This is a genomic window from Ensifer sp. 22460 (assembly GCF_052044935.1).
Lineage (GTDB): Bacteria > Pseudomonadota > Alphaproteobacteria > Rhizobiales > Rhizobiaceae > Ensifer.
The window spans coordinates 24,873-47,107 of sequence record NZ_JBQENZ010000034.1; the positions used below are offsets into that span (position 1 = coordinate 24,873).

Here is a 22,235-nt window from a genome sequence, read left to right on the forward strand (position 1 = left end):
GCTTGTGTTGGCTATGCGGCCTGCACGCGCGCCAGGGCGGCCTTGAGCTTGCTTGCGGCCACTGCGTAGCCGCCCGACGCACCGTCGACGAAATGCATGTGGTCCCGTGTCATCGGCGTCGGAACAATGCAGGTCATCAGCGCCGAATCCTGTTGATGCAAGCCATAGTGCCCAACACCTGCCGCCTCTGCTTGTCTCAGCCGAGCCTCGATCCGTTCGAGCCGTTCAGTGCTGATGTCGATCGTCATTTTCAGCCCGTCGTCGAACTTGCGGAAATCCGTGTTGTCGGCGAGGTCGCGGCGGTAGCGGTTCGTGTCGAACGAGCCCAGATTCCAGCCCAGCCGGAGGCAAACAAACAGAACCAGCGTCTGCACGGTAATGAAGCAACGGGGAAGAAAGCGCCGTCCTTTCGGCGCCGCGGCCCGCGCCTCGGCTTCGATGCCCTTGAAGGAGAAACGTGGCCGCGGCCCAAGTTCGGGAACAGGATGGCCATTGCGTTCTTCCTCGTCGGCCAATGCGACGATATCGGCGATCAGCGCCTGAAACTCCGGTCCATTGCCCTTCGCTCCCGGCACGGCGATGGTCGAGGCAATGGCGCCGTGTCGGGACTCGATCGGGTTCCAACGACAGGAAAGCCCGGTGAGGTCGGGCCGGCTGCCGGCCGCCGCGGCGCCGACGGGATAACGTCCCGCCTTCATCTCCGCTTCGGCCCAACTGGCGCCGCCGCCCGCAAACATCGCGTAGGAAACCTCTTCGCTCGCCTTGAAGCGGGCGACGCGCATATCGAGGCCGTTGGCGCGGATATCGCTGACCGGTACCAGGGCGGCGCGCAATTCGAGCCCGAGCTCCTCAACGACCCAGGTCTTCAAGGCGGCGAGTGCGTCGCGTGCACGGTTCGCCATCGGCGCCGGCAGCGCGGCGAGCGCGCCGTCCCCTCCGAAAACAAAGGGCATCGACTTTTCTTCGAGCGCGTTCATCAACGCCGAAATGACGCTTGCGCCTGCCATGTTCACAGTTTTGTAGCGGCCTTCGGCGATCGCGCCGGTGGAGTCGACGATGTCGGCGACAGCGAGAAGCCAGCCGTCCGGCAGCGGGCGATAATTCGCCTCGTCCGCGACCCCTTCAAACGCATCGAAGAGAGGTACGCTGTCGTAGAACCGTCCGTCTGTTGCCTCAACCATGGGTAACCTGTTCCCTACGTTACTGCGTTCGATAAATAATCCACGTAACAGCGCAAGGAAAAGTTTCATATGATGCTGCTAAGGCCTCGCCATCGGTCCGGCGCCCCCCGCTGAAATGCGGTTCCGTCGGACGATTTCCAACCGGGCGCTCTTGGCGACGCTAAGGTTACTTTCCAAATAATAACCCATGGCATTGCAGGGGTGTGGCCATTGTGCTTGTTTAACAGTCATACAAGGATCAAAATGGTCCGAGCGTGCGTAGTGAAGCCAAAACTGAATGCGTGACGACAACTTTCGAGTGCGGTTCTGGGGCGTAAGAGGAAGTTTGCCGGTATCCGGCGAACAGTACCTCACCTATGGGGGAAATACATCCTGCATCGAGATTCGATGCGGCAAGGATGTTTTGCTCTTCGATGCGGGGTCCGGGCTGCGCGAGGCCGGTTACTCGCTGATCGCCGAAGGCGTCGACCAATTCGACCTTTTCTTCACCCACAGCCACTATGACCACATCATCGGCCTTCCCTATTTCAAGCCGATCTACAAGTGTCAGAACTCGGTACGCTTCTGGTCCGGCCATCTGCACGGCACGATGACCACGAAGGAAATGATCCGCGACTTTATGCGCCCGCCGTGGTTCCCGGTGGACCCGGATATCTGTCAGGCAAGCCTCGACGGCCTGGATTTCAAACCCGGTGACGTGCTGACGCCACGGGCGGGGATCACGGTCCGCACGACAAGCCTCAGGCATCCGGGCGGCTGTGTCGGGTACCGCGTCGAATGGAACGGGCGGGCCGTCGCGCTCGTCTACGACACCGAGCACGAGCCCGGCATTCTCGATCCTGCGGTTCTCGATCTGATCGCCGGCTGTGATCTGATGGTCTACGACTGCACCTATCTCGAAAGCGAGATGGATCATTTTCAGGGCTTCGGGCACTCGACCGGCATGCATGGCGCCCGGTTGGCGATGGCCGCCGGTGTCAAACATCTGGCCATGTTCCATCACGATCCGTCCCGCACCGACGAGGCGCTGGCCGCAATGGAACGCGACGTTCAGGCGACGTTCGCCGGCGCTTTTGCCGCCCGCGACGGACAGATCATCGAACTGTAATCTCGCGGCCGGCAAGCCAACGGCAGGCCGGATGTCTGCTGGTCGCCGCAAAGAGCTTTTCGAGGAACGCCCAGACGCCCTCGTCGTGAACGAGGTGATGCGTCAGCACGCCGATCGTGCGGCCCTTCTGCTCCGCTCTCTCCTCGACATCGCCGGTCACCTGCCGAAGCCTCGCAATGATGTCGGAGACGATCAGTGCATGGTCGCGGCAACCGCGCGTCCCGCGCCAATCCATGACATCGACATGCGTGTTGACGAGCTTGAACGGCGATGGTTTCTCCGGCCCGAAGACCGAGAGCACCTTGAAACCGATGTCGGGCAAGCCGTCGAGAAGCGTGTTGTCGATCCGGTTCCACGGGGGAACGAGCATCGGCACGAAGCCGCCCGGGAAGAGCGTCCGCAGGCGGTCATAGCCGAGCTCGAGTTCGTGAAGCACCGTGGCGCGCGGCCGGTGCGCGCCAAGCTCCTGCTTCTTTTCCGCAGGCGGCGCATGATTGCGATGCGCCCACCCGTGCACGGCAATGCTGACATCTTCGAGCCCGGCAAGGCGGCGTGCGAGCGCGTCGCCGGTCTGGGCTGGCGGAACGGCCAGAACGACCGGAAGAGCGTGTCGGTCGACCAGCGACAGCAGCCGATCGAGCGCCCGCGTCGGCTCGGCTGCGTCGTCGTCACGCAGCCAGAAATCCACCGGCCGTCCCGACGCTTCAAGGCGATCGAGCTCCGCGGCAAGGCGTTGCCAATGGATTTCCTCGGTCATTTCTGCGTCTCCAGAAATTCATCGAAAATCGAGCGAAGCCGTCGGGCGGCTGCCGGAAACGAGCGCTCCTCATGAACGAACCGTCGGGCGGCTGCGCCCAATAGCCTGCGGCTGGCCGGATCCTCGATCAGGTCGCGCATCGCCGCCGCATAGGCGCCGATATCCCCTTCCCGCGTCAGCAGCCCGGTCTGGCCGTCCCGCACCACTTCCGGCACGCCTGCCGTTCGTTGCGCAACGACCGGCAGGCCGGCAGCCTGCGCTTCGAGATAGGCAAGCCCGTAGGCCTCGCCGCAGCCGGGCCACACGTAGAGATCAGTGCTGGCAAGAATATCCGGCAGGTCGGCTGCATCCTTTTCGCCAAGCCACATCAATCGCTCGGGAGGCAACGTCGCAAAGGCCCCCATGACTTCGTCGCGGCAAGGTCCGTCGCCGACGATCGTCAAGGTCCAGGCGGCGTCGGCAACACGCGTCAGCGCCTGCGCCAGCATGCGGTAGCTGTTCATCTTGTCGCCGCTGCGCATCATCGCGACCACGACCAGCCGGCAGGGGGCATCGGCTGATGGCTTGCTCTCAATGAACGGCGCAGCGTCGATGAACGGCGCAAGCATCGCGTGGCGGCATGAGGGAGCGGCTTCAAGAAGGCCGTCGCGGTCGCGGCGCGTCAGGCAGATGTTGACGGCCGCCTGCGAAATCCCCGCAAGAACATGGCGTTGGGCAATCGCGCGGACACCTTCATTCCGCCGCATCGAGTATGACGCTTCCGCCGTCGCATAGGGAATGGAGAACTCGACCGCGAGCCCGGGGCCGAGAAAGTCGGGCGCCTTGTAATAGGGATGGTAGCAGAACCAGAGATCGGGAACGCCCTCGCTCTGCCAGAGTGCCCGAAGGCGCGCGGTTTCGGCTTCCGCCGCAAGCTCAAGTTCCCGGAAATCCTGATCCGACGGCTTGGCCATGAAACTGCGCAGGTCCGATGCAATTGCAACCTCGTGCCCACCGATCCGCAGTGCCGCGATCAGCATGCGGGCCATCAGCCGGTCGCCTGACGGCACCGGGTGATCGGGGGATTTCAGCGGTGCATAAAAGGCGATCTTCATCCGCAGCGAGCTATCGCGCCTCCGCCCGAGACTGTCAACCAACGGGTTTCCCTACGCACAACCGGTTCGTCAATCGATCGGCAGATCATAGTAGTCGCGTCGGATAAGTCTAAGCGTGCGATCCGGTTCAATGACGTAGGTCTCCTGAACGAAACTGTTGCCGCTCGTGAAGCGGTGCGGGACGATGCTGCCCACCGGCGCCTTCGTCAGCTTCGTGCGGGGCTGTCCACCATAGGTGATGCTGCCCGGGATCGGCTCGATATCTGGCGTGGTACAACTGGCGAGCATCAGAGCGAAAAGGCAAAGAAGGGCAGCCGACCGCCTCACAGGCGAGTTGCTTTTCATCGCGACCATTTCGAGACCTCCACATCTCGCGAGAACACGTGCGCCGCACGCCTATGGCGCGGTGGCCGCCGAGTTGTTTTCGACTTTCGCCGCGGCTGCGTCAGCGTCATGGGCGTCCAGCAGGCTATAGGCCACATAATACTTATAGATGTTGCTGACAAATTGAACCGTCTCGCGCCCGACGATCGCGGCGGCGGCATTTTCGACATTGCCGAACCAGAGGTTCGGATCGAGCCCCATATCCTTGGCCTTTGCCCGGAACTTGCGCAGGTTCCCGGGCCCGGCATTGTAGGCCGCGAAGGCAAACAGCAACTGATCTCGCGGGGTCACGGCCGGGTCGTTGAGGTAGGTATCGACGAGTAAGCGCAGATACTTGGATCCAGCTTCGACATTCAGATTCTCGTCCTTGTCGATGCCGTGGATGTTGACCGCCTTGTCCGCTGCGGTCGACGGCAGGAGCTGCATGATGCCGACAGCACCGCGATGGCTGCGCCTGGACTGATCGAGCTGTGATTCCTGGTATCCTTGCGCCATCAGCATCAGGTGATCGAAGGAATAGGTCTTTCCGTGCTTGCGGAAGATCTCGACCAGCACTTTGAAGCGTTCGACATCCGCCGGATCATAGGCACGCTTCAGCATCTTGTCGCCCTTGTAGTAGGTGTTCTTCAAGATGTTGCCGAAGGTGGTGCCGACGCCTTGAGCTTCGGGCTGTCCTTGCGGATCGCCCAGGCGAATTTCGCCGTGATCGGACACAGCGATGTCCTCCCGCACCTTGAGGTCGGTGAAGACCTTCGACCAGATGTTCGCCTTGTACATATCGACGACCGTCCACGGCAGCAGGCCGGCATTGATCATCTCCAGGACGTCTTCGTCTTCCAGGTTCTCATTCATGTCCTTCAGCAACAGTCGGGCGGCCGGACTTTTCGAAACCGGCACTCAGGGCCGCCAGGTGCTCGAAGTAGCTGCTCGAGCGGCGCACATGGATTTCCTGTCCGCTCAGGCAACAAGACTGGCGATTGCGGGCGCGGATGGGCCGGTGACGAGAACCTCCTTGGCTTCGTCGTAGAGCGGCGCCGTGAAATCCACCTCGGCAAGCCGTGTTTCGGTGATCGTCAGGTTCGCCATGACGATATCGCCGAGACTTTTTCCAGCGCCGACAGAAGTCTCGCCCGCGGCATCGGTACAAAACCGACGCGGATCTTGTCGATCTGCTTCTTGCGGCCCTTGTTGAGCTCGTTTTCGAGCGCCGTCCCGAATTCGACGGCCGTACCCAACTGCTGGCCACGGTCGATGAAGTAGATCGTCTTGCTGAACGGTACGATGATACGGATCACGCGTCGCTTTTCCATCCCGTCGAAGTCGTCCGTGTGCGGAACGAACATCGACCGAACGAATTGCTCGTTCGATTGCGCCCAGCCGTTATCCCCCCCGAAAAATACGAGGAGCATTGCCACCAAAAGCAGGCGTTTCATGACCGGCCTCCCATGCCCCCGAGAAACCTCGATGATAAAGGCTATTCCTGTGGCGCACCGCCTTCGGCAAGGACGGCCGCAGCTTTCTTCTTTTCGATGGCATCGCGGGTCGCGGCAGCGGCCGCAGCGGATTGCTGCTGCTCGTCGCCCGCCACCTGCACCGTCGGAGAGGCGAAGTTGATGCCGTTTTCCTTGAAGGCTTCCTTGATCATGACCTGAGCCCGACGCCTCACCTGGGTCTGGCTTCCCGGCTTCGTCTTCATGGCGAAACTCAAGGTCATACCGTAGTCGCCAAAATTCTCGACCCCCTTCATCTTCACCGTTTCCAAGATCAGAGGTCCGATATCCGGATCCTCGAGAAGCTTGGCTCCGATGCCCTTCACCACCTTCTTCACCTTAGCGACGTCGGCATCGAAGGAAACGTTGATCAGGAACTTGTCGATCACCCAGTCACGGCTCATGTTCTGGACTGCGCCGAGCGACCCGAAAGGCACGGTAAAGACCGGGCCACGGTGATGCCGGAGCTTGACGGAGCGGATGCTGAAGGATTCGACCGTGCCCTTGTAGCTGCCGCTCTGGATGTATTCGCCGATGCGGAAAGCGTCGTCCATCATATAGAAGATACCGCTGATGACATCCTTGACGAGCGTTTGCGAACCGAAGCCGATCGCGACGCCAAAAACGCCGGCGCCGGCAATCAGCGGACCGATTTCCACTCCCAGACCCGAGAGCACCATCAGCACCGCCACGATGGCGATGAAGGCCGCGAGAAAATTGCGCAGGATCGGCAGTAATGTCATCAGACGGGTGTTGCGGGCGCGCTCGGCCGGGTCCTCGGTCGCATGATTGGCCTGCTTGACACGCAGATTGATGAAACCTTTCACCAGCTGCCAGACCAGATCGGCCGCCAGCAGGATGACGATGCCGGCCAATGCCCCTCGGACAACCCGATTGAAGGCGTCGTCGTGCATCATGGCAGTGGCGCTGACCTTGAAGACGAGTGCCAGCCAGCCGGCGGCCAGAGCGATAACCAGCAGCCTCGCGCCGCGCTCGATGAAGATGTTGCGCATGACACGCGTATCGTCTTCGGCGGAGGCATCCAGCAAGGTCTTGGTGAAGGCGCTGGTGAAGCGCAGCAGCGGCGGTATGCCGATCACGTAGAGGCCGATCCAGAACAGGACGTCCATGCCGGCGACCCAAAGCATCCACAGCACGATCAGGAAGGCAATCAACAACACGTTACCGACGATGCGGCGTGAGCCGATGACCGCGCCGACTGGCCGGCGCACCACCGTCACGATCCCGAGCACCAGGACCACCAGGCCGAGAGCCGCGGCGATGAGATCGTGCACATCGGGGGGAATGGAAAGAGCGTGCATCGCATCGCCGACACCCCACACCAGGGCAGCAGCGCCGATCAGCCACAACCAGTGCCGGTGCCAGAAGCGGGCCTCATCCGCCGTCAGCGACATATAGCCGGCCCGCCCATCTGCACTCCCCTCGCTGGCCGGTCCACCGGTCAGCACAGCCGAGGCGATGATCATCAGCAGGCGGGCGCCGATCCAGGCCCCGAGCAACGGCGCAATCGTGGTCTCCAGCCGCCTCGGCCAATCGGCAATGGCGAGCACCGACATACTGGCGGCCGCAAAAACGATGAGCGGCAGAACCCGTGTCAGGATTGTTCGGGCCGGCCCCGTCAGGACCGCACCCTTCAGGCTGCGCCCCAGCACCCAACGCAGCAGATACTCGGCACCGTAGCCGATCAGCAGGATGAAGAAGAACCCCTTGAGGATCGGGGCGGCACCGTGGTTTTCCATGTCGCCGGCGAGGCGATCCCGCGCGGCTTGCATCTCGGGCATAACGCGCGGCACCGCATTGGTGATGCCTGTCAGATGGCGCCTGATCTGGGCCGTCGACCGGGCGACAATCCCCGTCGCAGGCGCCTCGGTCGCCGCCGCGGCAGGCGCCTGTTTTGTCGAAAGCCACTGCTTCACTTCCGGATCGTCGAGGAGCTGGATCAGTTGCTGGACCTTGGCGGGCGGCGCGGCGGGCGCCGCCTCCTGCGCAAACCCCTTGGAAACGGGACCGAAGATAATTGAAAGAAACGCGAGAAGGCCGAAGACCGGCCCCAGAAAACGACGCGACGACCCGACACAGCCCATTGTGACCACCCCCAGGGATCATGCCGGCCCCGACCGGCATGATTCTCAACTTTTACAAATGCTAACATACCTGTAGGCGGTTCTACCAACGCCCTTTCGCCGCGGATCAACGGCGCCGGAAACCGCCGCCCCCATGGAAGCCTCCCCCACCGTGGAAGCCACCGCCTCCCTGAAAGCCGCCGCCACTGTGGAAACCGCCTCCACCGCTCGGGAAGTTCAGCGGCCGCTGATTGAAGGACTGACGCTCGAAGGAACGCTGATTACCGAGCTGTCGGCCGATATTGTCGATGGCCAGATGATCGGGCGCGCGGTCCAGCGTTCGTGCTCCCTGACCGGATTCGATCCGCTGGTTCAGGTTTTGGACAGCGTCCGGATGCCTGGCGGAAAACTGTTCGCCCGCCTTGGCCCTGTCCTGGATGGAAGGCTTGTCGATCGGCTGCCAGCCGTCAGGCGTGTGCTTCTGCCATTGCCCGTCGTCGCGGCGATAGACGTTTCCGTCGCGCCCGGCGTAAACGTCGCCACCCTTGCCACCGGCGACGAAACCATGGTTGCCGTCTGACGTGCGCCAATGGGCCACCGCTCCGGCCGCAGTCGAACCGCCGGAAACGCGCGCAAAGTCGGAACCGTGCTTGACGGATGCCGTTCCCCAGCTCCCGTAGACATTGTGTCCGCCACGGGCGATCGCCGCGTTGCCGGTGCGCGGATTGTAGGCGGCGACGAAGCCTCGGTCACCGTTCGGCCCGTAGCGGACGGCGCCTCGCATATAGGTACCGGTGCGCGGATTGTAGGCCGCACCGGCGGCGATGCCGCGATAAGGCCCATAGGCATAGCCGTAGCGGCCGAACGTTCCGACAGCCGGGTTATAGAACGCACCGACGCCATAGGTCACGGGACGCGGATAATAGGGCCAGTAGCCGCCGCCAGCCCAGCCATAGTCCCAATAATCGTCATAGTACCAGCCGGTGCCGTAGACGAAGGTATCCCAGGCGAGATAGGCACCGAGATAGCCCGTCGTGTAGCCGAACCAGACCGCGTCGGGCTCGGTCTCGTAGATCCGTACATAGGTGGCGTTGTAGACGGGCGAGGATGGCGGGATCTTGTAGATCGCGTCGGGCACCGCCTTAGCGACGCTGAAGGGTCCGGTCGGCGTATCGCCGACGAACCAGACACCGTCCTTCACCACGAAATACTTGTCACCGACCTTGATGACCGTCTCGTTGGTATTGACGGCGTAGGCGAGCGAGGTGCCGTCGATCTTCTCGAATTTCGGATCGCCGCTATAGGCCACGTCCACCTTGACCGAACCGTCGAGCGCCACACGCGCCTTTTCGGGGATGCTTGCCTTCAGCCGCGCCTCTGCATTTTCGGATGTGCCGGGAACCGACGAACGCACCGTGTAATAGGCCGCGTCCTGCGGGATGTTCTGGAAATCTTCGGGAAGCTTGCGCGTTGCGAAGGTCCACGGACCGTCGAGGGAGGAACTCGAGAACCAGCGACCGGAGACGAGGATGTACCAGTTGGAATCCGCATCGCGATAGAAGACGTCGCTCTCGCTGTTGGTCGCGACCTTGAGGCCCGTGCCGGGCACCGGCTCCAGCTTCGGCTCGCCGTCGAAGACAAGCAACTCGGAGGGTTTGTCCGAGTAGATGACGTCAGGCGCCACGGCCTTGTCCGCTTGCGGCGGAATAGCCGCCTTGGCATCCTTCCAGTTGTCGTCGTCCGGAAGCTTGCCGAAAATGTCCGGCAGGGACGCTGCAGGCTGCCACCCCGAGGCCAGGTCCTTCGATTGCAGCCACGCCTTGTCGTTGCGCAGATAATAGCTGCTGTCCGCATCGAACTTGAACAGGTCCCAATTCGTGTTGACCGCGAAGGACAGGCCTTCGACACCCTTGACCGGCGCGAACACCGCCTTGCCGTCGGTCTGCAGCAGCACCGCCGGCGCCTTGCTGACGAAAATCGGCGGCGCGTCAGCCTTCAGCCCCTCGACATTGCCGAGCCGCTCGTAGTCCGCCAAGCTCGCCGTCAATTTGTCTTCTGACACCGTGATGGTTCCGACCGGCATCAGCTTGCCGACCTCGAGGGCGAGATCCACCAGTTCCTTCCGGTCGAGGACGGAAAAATTGATCTCCGTCATCTTGATGTCCGATACGACGACCTGGCCGGATGCGCTGTCGGCGTCGGTCCTGCCTGTCACCCCGATGACGCCATAGATCAGCTTGGCATCGTCGGACTGCTTGTATTCGGCGGCGATCAACGCATCGAGATCGGTGAAGTCCTTCCAAGCGTTGATCTGAGGCTGGTAGAGCGTAATGGTCGCGCCGCTGTCGGTCTTGAAGGCGCGTGGCCAGCCGAGCCCCTTGGGATCGGCATCGTTCAGATACTTGCCGCTGACGAAGCCGTTCTGGCCATTGAAGCTCACCGCGCACCATGTGCCGCCATCGTCGCATTCCTTGACGTCGACTTCCGCGCCTTCCGCAATCGTGCCGAGGCTGTCGAAGCCGGTGCCCGGCCCTTCCCGGAAATTGACGGACGCGTTTGTCGTAGCCGGACCGGCCTCGGCCGGAACGGAGGCAATCGCGAAAAGGGTCAAGGCCAGGGTCAATCTGCGCATCACGGTTCTCCGGCGTCTAGCATCAATCCGAACCGGCACCGTGCTGTCGCCGCCTGTGCCACGTTGTTGGCAGGTGAGGAGCGGACATCGGACCGGTATGATCGCAGCATCTTCGGCATCGGGGGCAGCACAAGTACGTAACAGTAACGGCGACCGTAACAGGCCGTTGAAAAGGGACGATGAGGCCCGGCCATGAGCCTCCCTTCGGGCCGCCGAACGCAGATTGACGCAGGATCGATTCGCGCGGGGCCCTTCGTATTTTGGCCGCGATCGAGGCAACGTGACGCACTCGACCCGTCACAATTCGCGCGCTTGCGCCCCGATGACGGCAGCATCGTCCGGCTCATCCCCTGGAAAACCGGGACGGCGCCGCAAATCTCCGCGTTTTAGCCCGTAGTGATTGCATCGGGGGATTTATTCAAGCAAACTCATATGTATGATTTGACCATTCCTACGTGCGGAGGAAATACAAGTGAACACAAAAGCCCCCAGCCAGATTGATGTCTTTGTCGGTTCCCGCGTCAGGATGCGTCGGTTGATGGCCGGGTTGAGCCAGGAAAAGCTGGCCGACGGTCTCGGGATCACATTCCAGCAGGTTCAAAAGTACGAAAAAGGCACCAACCGCATCGGCGCCAGCCGTCTCCAGGCGATCGCCGATATCCTCGGCGTGCATCCAAGCTTCTTCTTCCAGGAAGGCGACGACGCCGCTGCCCGCAACGGCGACACGACGCGCGAGCCGAGCGAAATCTCCTCTTTCGTTTCGTCGAAGGAAGGCATCGCTCTCAATCGCGCCTTCCTGAAGATCACCGATCCGGTGCTGCGCAAGAAGATCATCTCGCTCGTCGCCGCCGTCGCCCAGACGCCCGAGACGGAGAGCACCCGTACAGGGACCAGCCACGCCCAGGATCTGCACGGATAAGCGCCTGCACCCGACAGGAATGACCGGATGACATTCAGACTGCAGACCCTCGGGCGCTTGCGTCTCGTCGATAAGGACGGGCGCGAAGTGACGTTCCCGGAGAAGGGTCTGCTTATCCTTTGCTATCTGATCGTCGGCGGATATCGCGAACAATCGAGAAACGATATCGCCAAGCTGTTGTGGGACGAAGTCGTTCCCAGTCAGGCCTTCGTCAATCTGCGCAAGACGATCTCCCGGATTAGTGCACGGCAGGGCGAACTCGGCTGTCATTTCCTGAGATTCTCTCCATCGTCGGTCGGACTCGACGTCGATCGACTGCAGAGCGACCTGGATGAAATCAGTCGTGATCCGGGCGATGCGCTCAACCGCTTCCAACTGGCAGCAACGACATTCCAGGAGGACTTTCTCAAGGATCTGAAGTCCCAGGGGCAAGCGCTGCACGGCTGGATCGAACGGCAGCGCGGCGAACACATGACGCTCTTGCGCGAAAGCCTGATCGCAGCCGCGCCGGAAGCGGCGAAGAGCCATCGCAAGCTGGTCAAGGCCGCGGCAGCGCGGCTCCTCGAGCGCAATCCGCTCGACGAGGACGTGCGCAAGATCCTGACCCAGGTGTTTCAGCTGGAAGGCAATCACCTGGAAGCGAGAGCACTTGCACACAGCAATGCGCCGGTTGCTCCAGCCATCGCGGAATGGCGGCCAGCCTCGACGATCTTTGCGCCGGCCTCCGAGGCGGCCGCGGACTTGCGTCCACCGCGCGTCGTGCTGCTGCCGCCGAGCAACGGAGCAATCGACAGTCCCGCCACCCAGTTTGCTGGCGCCTTGATCGAGGACGTCACCATCGGCCTTTGCGCGCTCCGGTCGGTTTCGGTCATCGCCCCCTACACGGCGGCACAAATCAGCCTCCAGGCCGACAAGGCAAACACCTACCAGAAGCACGCCATCAGCTACATCCTCGACACTCGCCTGACGGACGAGGGCAGCCGGCTGACTCTATTCACGCAGCTGATCTTCTTTGCCAATGACGAAGTGATCTGGGCTGACCGCTTCAATCTCGACGGCGACGGGCTGATGACGTCCAGGCGGGAGATCGCACGCCAGATCGCCTATGCCATCGCCAGCCAGGTGGAACGCAACGAGGCGCATCGCAAGACCTACGAAACCAATGTCGGCTCCTATCGCAGCTTCCTGCTGGGGCAGCGCTATCTCAAGCAGCTGAACCTTCCGGAAGTGCGGCGCGCTCGCAAGAGTTTCCGTGAATCGCTGTACGAGAATTCCGACTTTGCGCCGGCGATGAGCGGGCTGGCGCGCAGCTACTTCTTCGAGTGGCTGTTGACGGCGCGTGGTGACAGCGAGTTGCTGGCGCTTGCGGAAAGGCATGCGCGCGACGCGGTGGGGGCCGACGACACGCTGGCAACGGGCTATCGCGAGCTCGGTGTGGTCAAGCTCTATCTGAGGCAGTTCGATGAAAGCATGGAGTACCATGACAAGGCGGAGGCGCTCAGCCCCCAGCATGCCAACGTGATCGCAAGCTATGCCGACACGCTGGTGCAGGCCTCGCGTCCGGAAGGTGGTCTACGCAAGATCCAGGCGGCACTCGACCTCAACCCGATCGCACCGGACGAATATTTCTGGACTGCAGCCGGCGCCAGCTATTCGCTTGGCCAGTACGAGCAGGCGATCGCGTATATCGAGCGTATGCGCGATCCGACGCCTGCAGACCGGTTGTCGGCCGCGAGTTGGGGCATGCTTGGCAACAAGAAAAAGGCCCGCCAATTCGTCCGCAAAACATTCGACGTACACCCGGATTTTGATCTCGACAAATGGATGGCCATCGTTCCCTTCAGGGAAGAGTGGCAGCGGGTCCACTATTGCGAGGGCCTGCGCAAGGCAGGTTTTTGACGTCTTCATTCAACGAAAGCCAGGAGGGGTAAATGGCGAAAGTGGTGGTAATTGGCGTGGCAGGCGACGACAGGCTCTGGATGGCGGATCTGGACGCGGGAACGGTGACGCAAATCCCGACGCCGACCCAAGGACCGCTGGCAGCGGCCAACGATCTGCGCGTCAACGGTGGCGCAACAGTGCACAAGGGCGTGAACCTCGCTGTGGTGGCGGCCTCGTCCGGTTCGGTTTCCGGCGGGTTCATGGACGGCTAGCGCCGACAGGTGGCGCAAGTCACCGGAATTGACCGGCCGTCGGATGATTGTTTCGGTTATCCCACGGCCGGCGTGCTTTCATACAGCGACCGCGCCTGTTCGCCCGAAGAGACCCTTCGGCGCATCGAACCGTTTTTGCCGACATTCGGCGTCAGCAGGCTTGCACGCCTGACCGGGCTCGACAAGATCGGGATCCCGGTCTGGAGCGCCATTTCCCCGAACGCGCGGTCGATCGTCATCAATCAAGGAAAAGGCATCACCGACAATGACGCCAAGGTTTCGGCCGCCATGGAGGCGATCGAACGCGCCGTTGCCTGCGCGCCGGCAGTGCCGACCCGGATGGCGAGCCGACGGACATTATGTGAAAACGGCGATCGGGCGTTGACGCTCCCAGGATTGGTGGCCACCGGCCAGCCGGACCTCGGCGACGATGAGACGGTCGCCTGGCTTCGCGGCTTCGATCTCGCAGACGAAGCCACCACATGGGTACCGCTTCATGCGACCACCCTCGACAGAACCATCGAGGGCTGCCGGTACTGGCTATCCTCCGATGGCCTTGCCTCCGGCAACACCGAGACCGAAGCCATTCTGCACGGTCTGCTCGAGCGCATCGAGCGCGACGCCGAAACGCTCTGGCGTCTGCTGCCGCTGAGCGGAAAGCTCAGGAGTTGCATTGATCCGGCATCGTTCGAGGACCCGATCCTCGACCGGATGGCGCGGCAGATCGCGACTTGCGGACTGCAACTGCGCCTCTTCGACATGACCAGCGACATTGCCGTCCCCTGTTATGCCACGACACTAGCCGATGCCGGCATTCTGAACGCGCGGCAACCTCGGTACCACGACGTGACGATCGGCCACGGAGCGCATCCGGTGGCGCGCAGAGCCGCCATCCGCGCCGTGACGGAGGCGGCCCAGTCAAGGCTCACCTATATCAGCGGGGCCCGCGACGACGTCTTTCCCGAGACCTTTACCCGCCCCCTTCCGGGCGAGACGCAGCGCCTGTTCGAGGCGGTCCCGCAAAGGAAGCCACCGCCGCCATCAAGCGCCGAGGGCGGACCGCACGCGCTGCTGCGGTTCGCAATCCAGCGGCTCGAGGAGGCGCGTATCCGCTCGGTTGTGGTCGTACCGCTGGTGGAGGAAGGCGCCGTGCCGTTCTCTGTCGTCAAGGTTCTCGTTCCGGGCCTCGAGAACCCCGACGGGCTGCGCAAGCGCCGTTTCGGAGAACGGGCGCTGGCACGCGCACTGGAGGTCGGATGAAGGTCGCCTTCGTCGGACCGACCCTGCCGGACGCGCGCCGCGTTGCGGGCGCCGCCATCACTCTCCAGCCGCCTGCCGTGCAGGGCGACATTCTCCGCGCGACCGAGCGTGGTGCGACGGTTATCGGTCTGGTCGATGGCAATTTCGAACAGGTCGCCCCGGTCTGGCACAAGGAGATCCTCTACGCGCTGACGCAAGGCGTTCAGGTTTTCGGGGCAGCCAGCATGGGCGCGCTTCGCGCTGCCGAATGCGCTCCCTTCGGCATGACGGGTATCGGCGAGATCTATCGGCAATATGCGCAAGGCGAGCGAGTGGACGATGCCGATGTCGCCCTGATCCATGGTCCGGCTGAGCTTGGATACCTGCCGCTGACCTTGCCGCTCGTCAATGTGGACGTGACCCTCAGACGCCTGGCGGATCGCCAGCTGCTTTCTGTTGAAGCGGTGGCGGCGGTCGGCGCCGCGGCAACCGGCGTCTTCTACAAGGAGCGCACCTGGGCCGCGGTTGTCGAGCGCGCGGGCCTTCCTGCCGGTATAGACCGCACGCGTCTCGCAGACCTGCTTGCCGCCGAATTCGTCGATCAGAAACGTATCGATGCGCTGCTTTTGCTCGACGCACTACACAACGCGCCAAACCAACGAACGGTTGTGGCACGAGACTGGAAATTCAATTCTACCAGCATGTGGAAGAGGTTGTCCGGTCAACCTGACGCTTCATCTTAAGCGCGTGGTTTTCCCATACAACGTGTGTCACGCTCATGTCACGCGCACTGCCGCGCAGTCAGGCTATGATTGGTCACGCTGAACTGGATCTGGCTGATCCATAGGGAGCTGGGGAAAATCATGCTGTCTTCATTTGCTGTACCGGTGGAACCGGAAGACAAGGAGAAGGAGCTTCTGGCATTGGCTCGCCTTGTCACCTATGCGCGAGACTCCGCCAAGACCCTCAATGTCGAAGGTGTGCAATACTGCCTCGAACTGGCGCTCGCATCGCTGCTCAAGGAGGCAGAGGAATGCGGAGACAAGCGCGCACATCTGACCAACGAACTGCTGACGCGGCCAAGCCTCGGCCGCTGCTGAGGCCAGCAAGTTCGGGCGTTCTGCGTCCAGAATTGCGCAGTCGTGAAGGATCGTCCTCCGTCTTCCGGGACGATGGAATGATCTGATCAACCCAATCGTTACAAAGCCCTGTTTTGCAGAAATGCAAAACGGGGCTTTTCATTTTCCGCCTGCAAGCGAGTTCGCCTGCTGCGATGTGCACGGCGCGGCTTAAGGTGACGGCACTGCGGCTCCGCCGCTGCGTCACCGTGCAGTTGTCGGATATTTCAATTTCGACGCGACGACGCTCGCCAGGGCGAGATGGAAGAGGACGGACGGAATTTCCCCGGAACCTCAGCCCGTTCGAATGTTTGCTTCGCCTGACGCGCGGTATTTAGTCCATAATTTCCATAGATATTATTGAATAATTAGCGCCGCCGGTTAGGCTTGAACCACTCGACACAAGCGGGGATGCCATGAGCCAACGCCGTTCAACGACCAGCGTTTTGTCGCGCAGCACCCTCTTGCGACCAATAGGCACTGCGGCGGCTGCCGCATCCGCCGGCCTCACCTGAAGTCCTTCGATGTGCCCCTGCTCGCTCCGCTTAATCCGCGGGTTTCGGGAGCCAGCGGCACGCCTAACGAAACAACGGAGACTATCTTGAGCCAGACCACCCCTACCCTACCCGTCCTCGACCTTTCGCGCTTTGCGGCGGGCCACCCCGAGCGGGCGACGGCGCTCGATGAATTGCGCAGCGTTGCCCGCTCGGTGGGCTTCTTCTATCTCGAAGGCCACGGGATTCCGCAGGAAGAGATCGACGGTATCCTTTCGCTTTCGCGGCGTTTCTTCGCACTGCCTGAGGATGACAAGCTGGCAATCGAGATGCGCAAGTCGCCGCATTTCCGCGGCTACAATCGCGCCGGGCTCGAATATACCCGCGGCACCCAGGACTGGCGCGAACAGGTCGATTTCGGCCCCGAGCGCCAGAGCCTTGAGGTCGAGCCGGAGGATGCGCCGTGGAAGCGGCTGGTCGGCCCCAACCAGTTCCCGCAAGCCCTGCCCGAGTTGAAGCCGGCGATCCTCGCCTACATAGACGCCGTCACCGGGCTCGGCATCCGCCTGATCGAGATTTTCTCCGAGGCGCTCGGCCAGCAGCCCGATGTCTTCGGGCCGATCTACCGCGACGGCCCCAACCAGCTCCTGAAGATCATCCGCTATCCCGGCCGCGACAAGACGGAAAGCGACCAGGGGGTGGGCGCCCACAAGGACGGCGGTTTCGTCACCATCCTGCTGCAGGACGTGGTCGGCGGTTTGCAGGTCGATGACGGCAAGGGCGGCTGGATCGACGCGCCGCCGAAACGCGGCACCTTCGTCATCAATGTCGGCGAACTGCTGGAACTGGCATCGAACGGTTATCTGCTCGCCAACATCCACCGCGTGGTCACGCCACCGGCAGGCGGCGACCGGCTTTCCGTCGCCTTCTTCCTCGGCGCCAACCTCGCCTCCACCATCCCGGTGCTCGACCTGCCGCCGGAGCTTGCGGCCGAGGTCCGCGGCGTCACCCAGGATCCGCAGAACCCGCTCTTCCATGAGGTCGGCCGCAACGTGCTGAAATCCCGGCTGCGCTCGCATCCCGATGTCGCCGCCGAGCACCACGCAGACCTGCTGGAACAACAGAAGGCGGCCGTGCCCGCCTGATTGACCGGACAGCGCCGATCAACCCGAGAGCCAAGGAGAAATGGCATGACGATCCATCAGAAGCCGGAGGAACCAGCAGCCGAGATCAAGGCACCGACAGGGCTGCGCGAGACCGGCGGACGGCTGCATCCGGAAACGCTGGCGCTCCATGGCGGCAGCTATCGCTTCGATCCGGCAAGCGGCGCCGTCGCCGTGCCGATCTACCAAACGACCTCCTATCAGCTGCCGGGCACGGATGGCGCCGACAAGCTCTTTGCGCTCGAGGCTCCGGGGCATCTCTACACCCGTGTCTCCAACCCGACGCAGGACGCCTTCGAGCAGCGGCTGGCGGAAATCGAAGGCGGGGCAGCAGCACTGGCACTCGGCTCGGGACAGGCGGCATCCGCCTTCGCCCTGCTGAACCTTGCGCGCGCCGGCGACAACGTCGTCAGCGCCGCCGGCCTCTATGGCGGAACCTGGGCGCTCTTTGCCGCGACGCTCAAAAGCTTCGGCATCGAGGTGCGTTTCGTCGATGCCGCCGACCCGGAGGCCTTCGCCCGGGCGACGGACGATAGGACACGCGCCTACTATGCCGAGTCCTTGCCGAACCCGAAACTTGACGTCTTCCCGATTGCCGAGGTCGCCGAGGTGGGCCGGCGCTTCGGCATTCCGCTGATCGTCGACAACACGGCCGCACCGCTGACGATCCGCCCCTTCGATCACGGCGCCGCAGTGGTCGTCTACTCCACGACGAAGTATATCGGCGGTCACGGCACCTCGATCGGCGGCGCGATCATCGACAGCGGCCGCTTCCCCTGGCACGACCATGAGGCGCGGCACCCGAACCTGCATGAGCCGGACCCGAGCTACCAGGGCAAGACCTGGCTGGAAAAGGCCGAGGCGATCGCCTTCCATCCCTACATCCTGCGTGCCCGCGCGGTTCTCTTGCGCGACCTCGGCGCCGCCATCAGTCCGTTGAACGCCTTCCAGTTCATCCAGGGCCTGGAGACGCTGCCGCTCAGAATCCGCCAGCACAACGAGAATGCGATCAAGGTGGCCGAGTTCCTCCGCACCCACCCGAAAGTGGCGCGCGTAATCTTTCCAAAATTCCAGGAGGGCGAAGCGGAGGCTCGCGCCGAGAAGTATCTCCGGAATGGACACTTTGGAGCCCTGGTCGGCTTCGAACTGAAGGATGGACGCGAGGCGGGACGCCGTTTCATCGACGGGCTGAAGCTGCTCTACCATGTCGCCAATATCGGCGACGCGCGCTCGCTTGCCATCCATCCGGCGACGACGACGCATTCGCAGCTTACCGAGGAGGATCAGCTCAAGACCGGCGTGACACCGGGTTATGTCCGGCTTTCGATCGGCATCGAGCATCCGGACGATATTATCGCCGACATCAAGCAGGCGATTGACGCCGCCTGATCGAACGCTTTTGCAGGAGTTGCCGCGGGCTCGCCCTTTAGGGTCCGGCCCGCGGCGCCATTTTGGCGTCCGAACGCGCCGGTAGGCCTCCGTTCGGTTTCATGCCACAACATGCTCTAATCGAGCGTCCGTCGGATGGCACCCCGGCGCAGATCCGGCCATGCATAGGGAGGAAAGACAATGAGCACGAACACCCAGGTTCTGCTGGCCGCCCGGCCATCGGGGCGACCGACGCCGAGCGACTTCCGCATCGTCGAGACGGCAATCCCGGAGCCGGCCGAAGGCGAGGTTCTGCTCAAAATCCTCTACCTCTCGCTCGATCCCTACATGCGCGGGCGCATGAACACCGGCCGGTCCTATGCCAAGCCGGTGGAGATCGGCGCGGTTATGGAGGGCGGCACAGTTGCCCGCGTCGTGCGCTCGCGCCACCCGGATTTCAGCGACGGTGATTTCGTGCTCTCCCATTCCGGTTGGCAGAGCTATGCGCTGTCGCGCGGTGCGGATCTGCGCAAGCTCGATCCGTCGGCGGCACCTCTGTCGGCCGCGCTCGGCATTTTGGGCATGCCGGGCTTCACCGCCTATGCGGGTCTGCTGACGATCGGCAAGCCGAAGCCGGGCGAGACGGTCGCCGTGGCCGCCGCAAGCGGCGCCGTCGGCTCGGCCGTCGGCCAGATCGCCCGCATCAAGGGTGCGCGCGCCGTCGGCATTGCGGGCGGTGCGGACAAGTGCGCTTTCGTTCGCGACACGCTCGGCTTCGATGCGGTGATCGATCACCGCGCTCCGGATTTCGCCGAGCAACTCGCCGCGGCGTGCCCCAAGGGCATCGACGTCTATTTCGAGAATGTCGGCGGCCATGTCTGGGACGCGGTGTTTCCGCTGTTGAACGATTTCGCCCGCGTGCCCATTTGCGGGCTGATCGCGCACTACAACCAGGCCGGCGGTCCGCAGGCTGGCGGCGACAGGCTGCCGGGCGTCATGCGGGAGGTTCTGAGCAGGAGCCTGCTGATCAGGGGCTTCATCCAGCGCGAATTCGCCGATCAGCGTCCGGTTTTCTACCAGGAGATGGCGGGCTGGATCACCAACGGCGAGGTTCGGTACAAGGAGGACGTTGTCGATGGCATCGAGAACGCCCCGAATGCCTTCATCGGGCTGCTCGAAGGCCGCAACTTCGGCAAGCTGGTCGTGCGGGTGGCCGCCGAGAACTGAAAACCACGCCTCGCGAGCGATCAGTGCAGGCCGGCGAGGCGGACGCCGGCCTTGCCAAGACCATCATCGAGAAGCGCGATCAGTTCGGGCGTATAACCACGCGCGGCGAGTTCGCTCTCAATCGAGCCAGCCTTGTTGCGCTGTAAGCCGTCAAGGGCACTCGTGGCCTCTCTGGTTAGGCCGAGTTGACCTGCCGCCGCCATCCGCAGGAGGTTGACGGCAGTGTCGGCGGGATTGGCAAGCTGGCGCGCACGCGTCAGCGCTTCGCGGTATTTGCCGTTTCGGTAGTCTTCGAGCGCCAGCGTGAGCGCCGCGTCGTGGTGCACATATTCGCAGCCCACTTCCGCCACCCGCGCAAGGTTCACGCCCTCCGAATATTGCCCGCTGACGAAGAGCAGCAGACCGAGCCGAGCGGGAATGGCATCATCGAGCGGATTGAGCGCAACGGCGCGGCGACCGGACATGAACGCGGCCTCCGTGTCGCCGGTGGCGAAGCGCGCCTGCATCTGAGCGATGTAGCTCTGGCTCGATTGCGGTGCGAGAGCTATGGCCTTATCCGCGAGCTTCACCGCCCGCGCCGCCACCGTCGGCGAGGCGCTTGCCTCGCCGGTCGCCACCAGCACCGTGGCCAGGCTGGCAAGGACGTCAGGGTCTGTCGCCTGATAGGTCACCGATTGCTCCAGGCAGGCATGTGCCGAAGCCAATCCTTCCGGGTCGATCCGCGCCAGCGCGACATCGGCAAGAAGCACGCAACCGTAACCGAACGACGGTGACACGAGCTGCCGCGCCGCCTCCAGGCTCACGATGACACCTTCTTCGCCGGCGAGCGATCGGGCAAGCCGAGCCAGCAGTTTTTCCTGAACTGCTCGAGCGTCACCGCTGTCGATATCGGCTTTCGCAGTACCCGCTCGGAGCGCCTCGTTGCTTTGCGCATCGACAACCTGCCACGAGATCTGATGCTCCTTGACGTCAGCGCTGTAAGCGACCGAGAGCCGGTACTCCTTGCTCCCCTGCAGCTTCACCGGCGGTGCCGACGTGACCCAGCCGGTGACCGATGCAACATCGACGCCCGGCGCCGGCGCCTGCGCCAAAGTGCGCACCGCGGAGAACTGCGACAGCGCGTGGACCAGATAATCGCCCGCCCTCCTCTGCTCTTCGGCACCGGCTCCGCTGGCCGCCGGAACGTCGATGACGATCGTCGGCTTGGCGGAAAGCACCGGTTGCCACGGGAGGCGCTCGACGACGGAGAGATAGAAGGCTCCAGCCATTGCCGCCGTCCCTGCGACAGCGGCGCCGATCAGACCGAACGGCCGACGCTTCGGCTGGACGATGGCGGGAATGACGGCGACCAGTTCCTCCGACTCGTTCGCCATCTGCGTGGGAGCCGTTGCGATTTCCGACGGGTCCGGTGAGCGGTCGCTCACCGCGAAATGCGGAACGTAATTGCCCTTGGGAAGCTCGATGCGAAGCCTCGCCTTATCGCCGACCGTCTCGTAATATTGCGTCAGCGCGGCGCGCAGGCGCGAGGCTTCAACACGCACGATCGGATCGGTTGCCGGATCAAAGGAAGCCGGCCGACCGAAAACGTCGATCGCGATGGTATAGGCTTTGACCTGCCCCGAGCGGCCAGCGAAGAATTCATCGACCAGGTAGCGCAGGAGTTTCCGGTGGCGCTCAGTGGCATGAAACTGACTATCGGCAAGAATACGATCAAGTGCAGGGCGTGCGTCACATTCGGCAACGGCACAATGAGCTGCTTGACCCGCATTTCTGGCTTCCATGATGCGCTCCCAACTGCCCACAACCCCAAAGAGAGTGCAAACG

Annotated in this window: 20 protein-coding genes; 10 read left to right on the plus strand and 10 right to left on the minus strand. The window is 62.9% G+C overall.

Going from position 1 to position 22,235, the window contains the following annotated elements:
• Positions 1–11 precede the first annotated feature (11 nt).
• Positions 12–1,181 (minus strand): DUF3095 domain-containing protein, encoded by a 1,170-nt coding sequence (locus ACTJKM_RS30950; RefSeq protein ID WP_440661576.1) that lies wholly within the window; start codon positions 1,179–1,181, stop codon positions 12–14.
• Between the two features lie 277 nt (positions 1,182–1,458).
• On the opposite strand from ACTJKM_RS30950, the gene ACTJKM_RS30955 reads away from it, so the two are divergent.
• The gene (locus ACTJKM_RS30955) at positions 1,459–2,289 is read left to right on the plus strand and encodes an MBL fold metallo-hydrolase (RefSeq protein ID WP_112996872.1); all 831 of its coding nucleotides are present in this window, start codon (positions 1,459–1,461) and stop codon (positions 2,287–2,289) included.
• On the opposite strand, the gene ACTJKM_RS30960 is transcribed toward ACTJKM_RS30955, so the two are convergent.
• The 8 genes from ACTJKM_RS30960 to ACTJKM_RS30995 form a co-directional block, all read right to left on the minus strand.
• Positions 2,276–3,046: a polysaccharide deacetylase family protein gene (locus tag ACTJKM_RS30960; protein WP_440661578.1), complete on the minus strand. Its 771-nt coding sequence runs from the start codon at positions 3,044–3,046 to the stop codon at positions 2,276–2,278. The two genes, ACTJKM_RS30955 and ACTJKM_RS30960, sit on opposite strands and share 14 nt — an antisense overlap.
• Entirely contained in the window at positions 3,043–4,140 is a 1,098-nt protein-coding gene (locus tag ACTJKM_RS30965; RefSeq protein WP_113514512.1) for a glycosyltransferase family 4 protein, read from the minus strand. Before ACTJKM_RS30965 ends, ACTJKM_RS30960 begins: the two co-directional genes overlap by 4 nt.
• A 69-nt stretch (positions 4,141–4,209) precedes the next feature.
• Complete coding sequence (locus ACTJKM_RS30970; protein WP_112996895.1) at positions 4,210–4,485, minus strand: hypothetical protein; 276 nt, start codon at positions 4,483–4,485, stop codon at positions 4,210–4,212.
• A 51-nt stretch (positions 4,486–4,536) separates the two neighbouring features.
• Positions 4,537–5,376, minus strand: coding sequence for a transglycosylase SLT domain-containing protein (locus ACTJKM_RS30975; protein ID WP_440639065.1), 840 nt, complete (start codon positions 5,374–5,376; stop codon positions 4,537–4,539).
• A gap of 105 nt (positions 5,377–5,481) precedes the next feature.
• Complete coding sequence (locus ACTJKM_RS30980; protein ID WP_245296165.1) at positions 5,482–5,610, minus strand: hypothetical protein; 129 nt, start codon at positions 5,608–5,610, stop codon at positions 5,482–5,484.
• Entirely contained in the window at positions 5,598–5,957 is a 360-nt protein-coding gene (locus ACTJKM_RS30985; protein WP_063893374.1) for a hypothetical protein, read from the minus strand. Before ACTJKM_RS30985 ends, ACTJKM_RS30980 begins: the two co-directional genes overlap by 13 nt.
• A gap of 41 nt (positions 5,958–5,998) precedes the next feature.
• Positions 5,999–8,119, minus strand: coding sequence for a mechanosensitive ion channel domain-containing protein (locus ACTJKM_RS30990; protein WP_440661580.1), 2,121 nt, complete (start codon positions 8,117–8,119; stop codon positions 5,999–6,001).
• Positions 8,120–8,225: 106 nt separating this feature from the next.
• Positions 8,226–10,730 carry an SH3 domain-containing protein gene (locus tag ACTJKM_RS30995; RefSeq protein ID WP_440661581.1) on the minus strand — a complete coding sequence of 835 codons (2,505 nt, stop codon included), beginning with the start codon at positions 10,728–10,730 and terminating at the stop codon, positions 8,226–8,228.
• 472 nt (positions 10,731–11,202) lie between these two features.
• Here ACTJKM_RS30995 and ACTJKM_RS31000 point away from each other — a divergent pair, with 472 nt between their 5' ends.
• From ACTJKM_RS31000 to ACTJKM_RS31040, 9 genes are all read left to right on the plus strand, one after another.
• A complete protein-coding gene (locus ACTJKM_RS31000) occupies positions 11,203–11,649 on the plus strand; it encodes a helix-turn-helix domain-containing protein (RefSeq protein WP_057251312.1) in 447 nt (148 codons plus the stop codon).
• Between the two features lie 27 nt (positions 11,650–11,676).
• Entirely contained in the window at positions 11,677–13,548 is a 1,872-nt protein-coding gene (locus ACTJKM_RS31005) for a hypothetical protein (protein WP_058328062.1), read from the plus strand.
• Positions 13,549–13,580: 32 nt separating this feature from the next.
• Complete coding sequence (locus ACTJKM_RS31010; protein WP_057251314.1) at positions 13,581–13,802, plus strand: hypothetical protein; 222 nt, start codon at positions 13,581–13,583, stop codon at positions 13,800–13,802.
• Positions 13,803–13,874: 72 nt separating this feature from the next.
• A complete protein-coding gene (locus ACTJKM_RS31015; RefSeq protein WP_058328085.1) occupies positions 13,875–15,062 on the plus strand; it encodes a YcaO-like family protein in 1,188 nt (395 codons plus the stop codon).
• A complete protein-coding gene (locus tag ACTJKM_RS31020; RefSeq protein ID WP_058328063.1) occupies positions 15,059–15,784 on the plus strand; it encodes a TfuA-like protein in 726 nt (241 codons plus the stop codon). The genes ACTJKM_RS31015 and ACTJKM_RS31020 overlap by 4 nt, the downstream gene beginning before the upstream one ends.
• 120 nt (positions 15,785–15,904) lie before the next feature.
• A complete protein-coding gene (locus tag ACTJKM_RS31025; protein ID WP_058328064.1) occupies positions 15,905–16,141 on the plus strand; it encodes a hypothetical protein in 237 nt (78 codons plus the stop codon).
• Between the two features lie 619 nt (positions 16,142–16,760).
• Positions 16,761–17,798: an isopenicillin N synthase family dioxygenase gene (locus ACTJKM_RS31030; protein ID WP_058328065.1), complete on the plus strand. Its 1,038-nt coding sequence runs from the start codon at positions 16,761–16,763 to the stop codon at positions 17,796–17,798.
• A gap of 45 nt (positions 17,799–17,843) precedes the next feature.
• Complete coding sequence (locus ACTJKM_RS31035; protein WP_082663593.1) at positions 17,844–19,205, plus strand: O-acetylhomoserine aminocarboxypropyltransferase/cysteine synthase family protein; 1,362 nt, start codon at positions 17,844–17,846, stop codon at positions 19,203–19,205.
• A gap of 180 nt (positions 19,206–19,385) precedes the next feature.
• Complete coding sequence (locus tag ACTJKM_RS31040) at positions 19,386–20,411, plus strand: NADP-dependent oxidoreductase (protein WP_058328066.1); 1,026 nt, start codon at positions 19,386–19,388, stop codon at positions 20,409–20,411.
• Positions 20,412–20,431: 20 nt separating this feature from the next.
• Here the strand turns inward: ACTJKM_RS31040 and ACTJKM_RS31045 are convergent, their stop codons facing one another.
• Positions 20,432–22,192, minus strand: coding sequence for a tetratricopeptide repeat protein (locus ACTJKM_RS31045; protein WP_058328067.1), 1,761 nt, complete (start codon positions 22,190–22,192; stop codon positions 20,432–20,434).
• Between the last annotated feature and the right edge of the window lie 43 nt (positions 22,193–22,235).

Excerpts from the sequence above, each read along its gene's own strand:
- ACTJKM_RS31025 (WP_058328064.1), top strand. The coding sequence starts at position 15,905 with ATGCTGTCTTCATTTGCTGTACCGGTGGAACCGGAAGACAAGGAGAAG.
- ACTJKM_RS30990 (WP_440661580.1), bottom strand. The coding sequence starts at position 8,119 with ATGGGCTGTGTCGGGTCGTCGCGTCGTTTTCTGGGGCCGGTCTTCGGC.
- ACTJKM_RS31045 (WP_058328067.1), bottom strand. The coding sequence starts at position 22,192 with ATGGAAGCCAGAAATGCGGGTCAAGCAGCTCATTGTGCCGTTGCCGAA.
- ACTJKM_RS31005 (WP_058328062.1), top strand. The coding sequence starts at position 11,677 with ATGACATTCAGACTGCAGACCCTCGGGCGCTTGCGTCTCGTCGATAAG.
- ACTJKM_RS31010 (WP_057251314.1), top strand. The coding sequence starts at position 13,581 with ATGGCGAAAGTGGTGGTAATTGGCGTGGCAGGCGACGACAGGCTCTGG.
- ACTJKM_RS31040 (WP_058328066.1), top strand. The coding sequence starts at position 19,386 with ATGAGCACGAACACCCAGGTTCTGCTGGCCGCCCGGCCATCGGGGCGA.
- ACTJKM_RS30995 (WP_440661581.1), bottom strand. The coding sequence starts at position 10,730 with ATGCGCAGATTGACCCTGGCCTTGACCCTTTTCGCGATTGCCTCCGTT.
- ACTJKM_RS30960 (WP_440661578.1), bottom strand. The coding sequence starts at position 3,046 with ATGACCGAGGAAATCCATTGGCAACGCCTTGCCGCGGAGCTCGATCGC.
- ACTJKM_RS30950 (WP_440661576.1), bottom strand. The coding sequence starts at position 1,181 with ATGGTTGAGGCAACAGACGGACGGTTCTACGACAGCGTACCTCTCTTC.
- ACTJKM_RS30970 (WP_112996895.1), bottom strand. The coding sequence starts at position 4,485 with ATGAAAAGCAACTCGCCTGTGAGGCGGTCGGCTGCCCTTCTTTGCCTT.
- ACTJKM_RS30980 (WP_245296165.1), bottom strand. The coding sequence starts at position 5,610 with ATGGCGAACCTGACGATCACCGAAACACGGCTTGCCGAGGTGGATTTC.
- ACTJKM_RS31020 (WP_058328063.1), top strand. The coding sequence starts at position 15,059 with ATGAAGGTCGCCTTCGTCGGACCGACCCTGCCGGACGCGCGCCGCGTT.
- ACTJKM_RS31035 (WP_082663593.1), top strand. The coding sequence starts at position 17,844 with ATGACGATCCATCAGAAGCCGGAGGAACCAGCAGCCGAGATCAAGGCA.
- ACTJKM_RS30975 (WP_440639065.1), bottom strand. The coding sequence starts at position 5,376 with ATGAATGAGAACCTGGAAGACGAAGACGTCCTGGAGATGATCAATGCC.
- ACTJKM_RS30985 (WP_063893374.1), bottom strand. The coding sequence starts at position 5,957 with ATGAAACGCCTGCTTTTGGTGGCAATGCTCCTCGTATTTTTCGGGGGG.
- ACTJKM_RS30955 (WP_112996872.1), top strand. The coding sequence starts at position 1,459 with ATGCGTGACGACAACTTTCGAGTGCGGTTCTGGGGCGTAAGAGGAAGT.
- ACTJKM_RS30965 (WP_113514512.1), bottom strand. The coding sequence starts at position 4,140 with ATGAAGATCGCCTTTTATGCACCGCTGAAATCCCCCGATCACCCGGTG.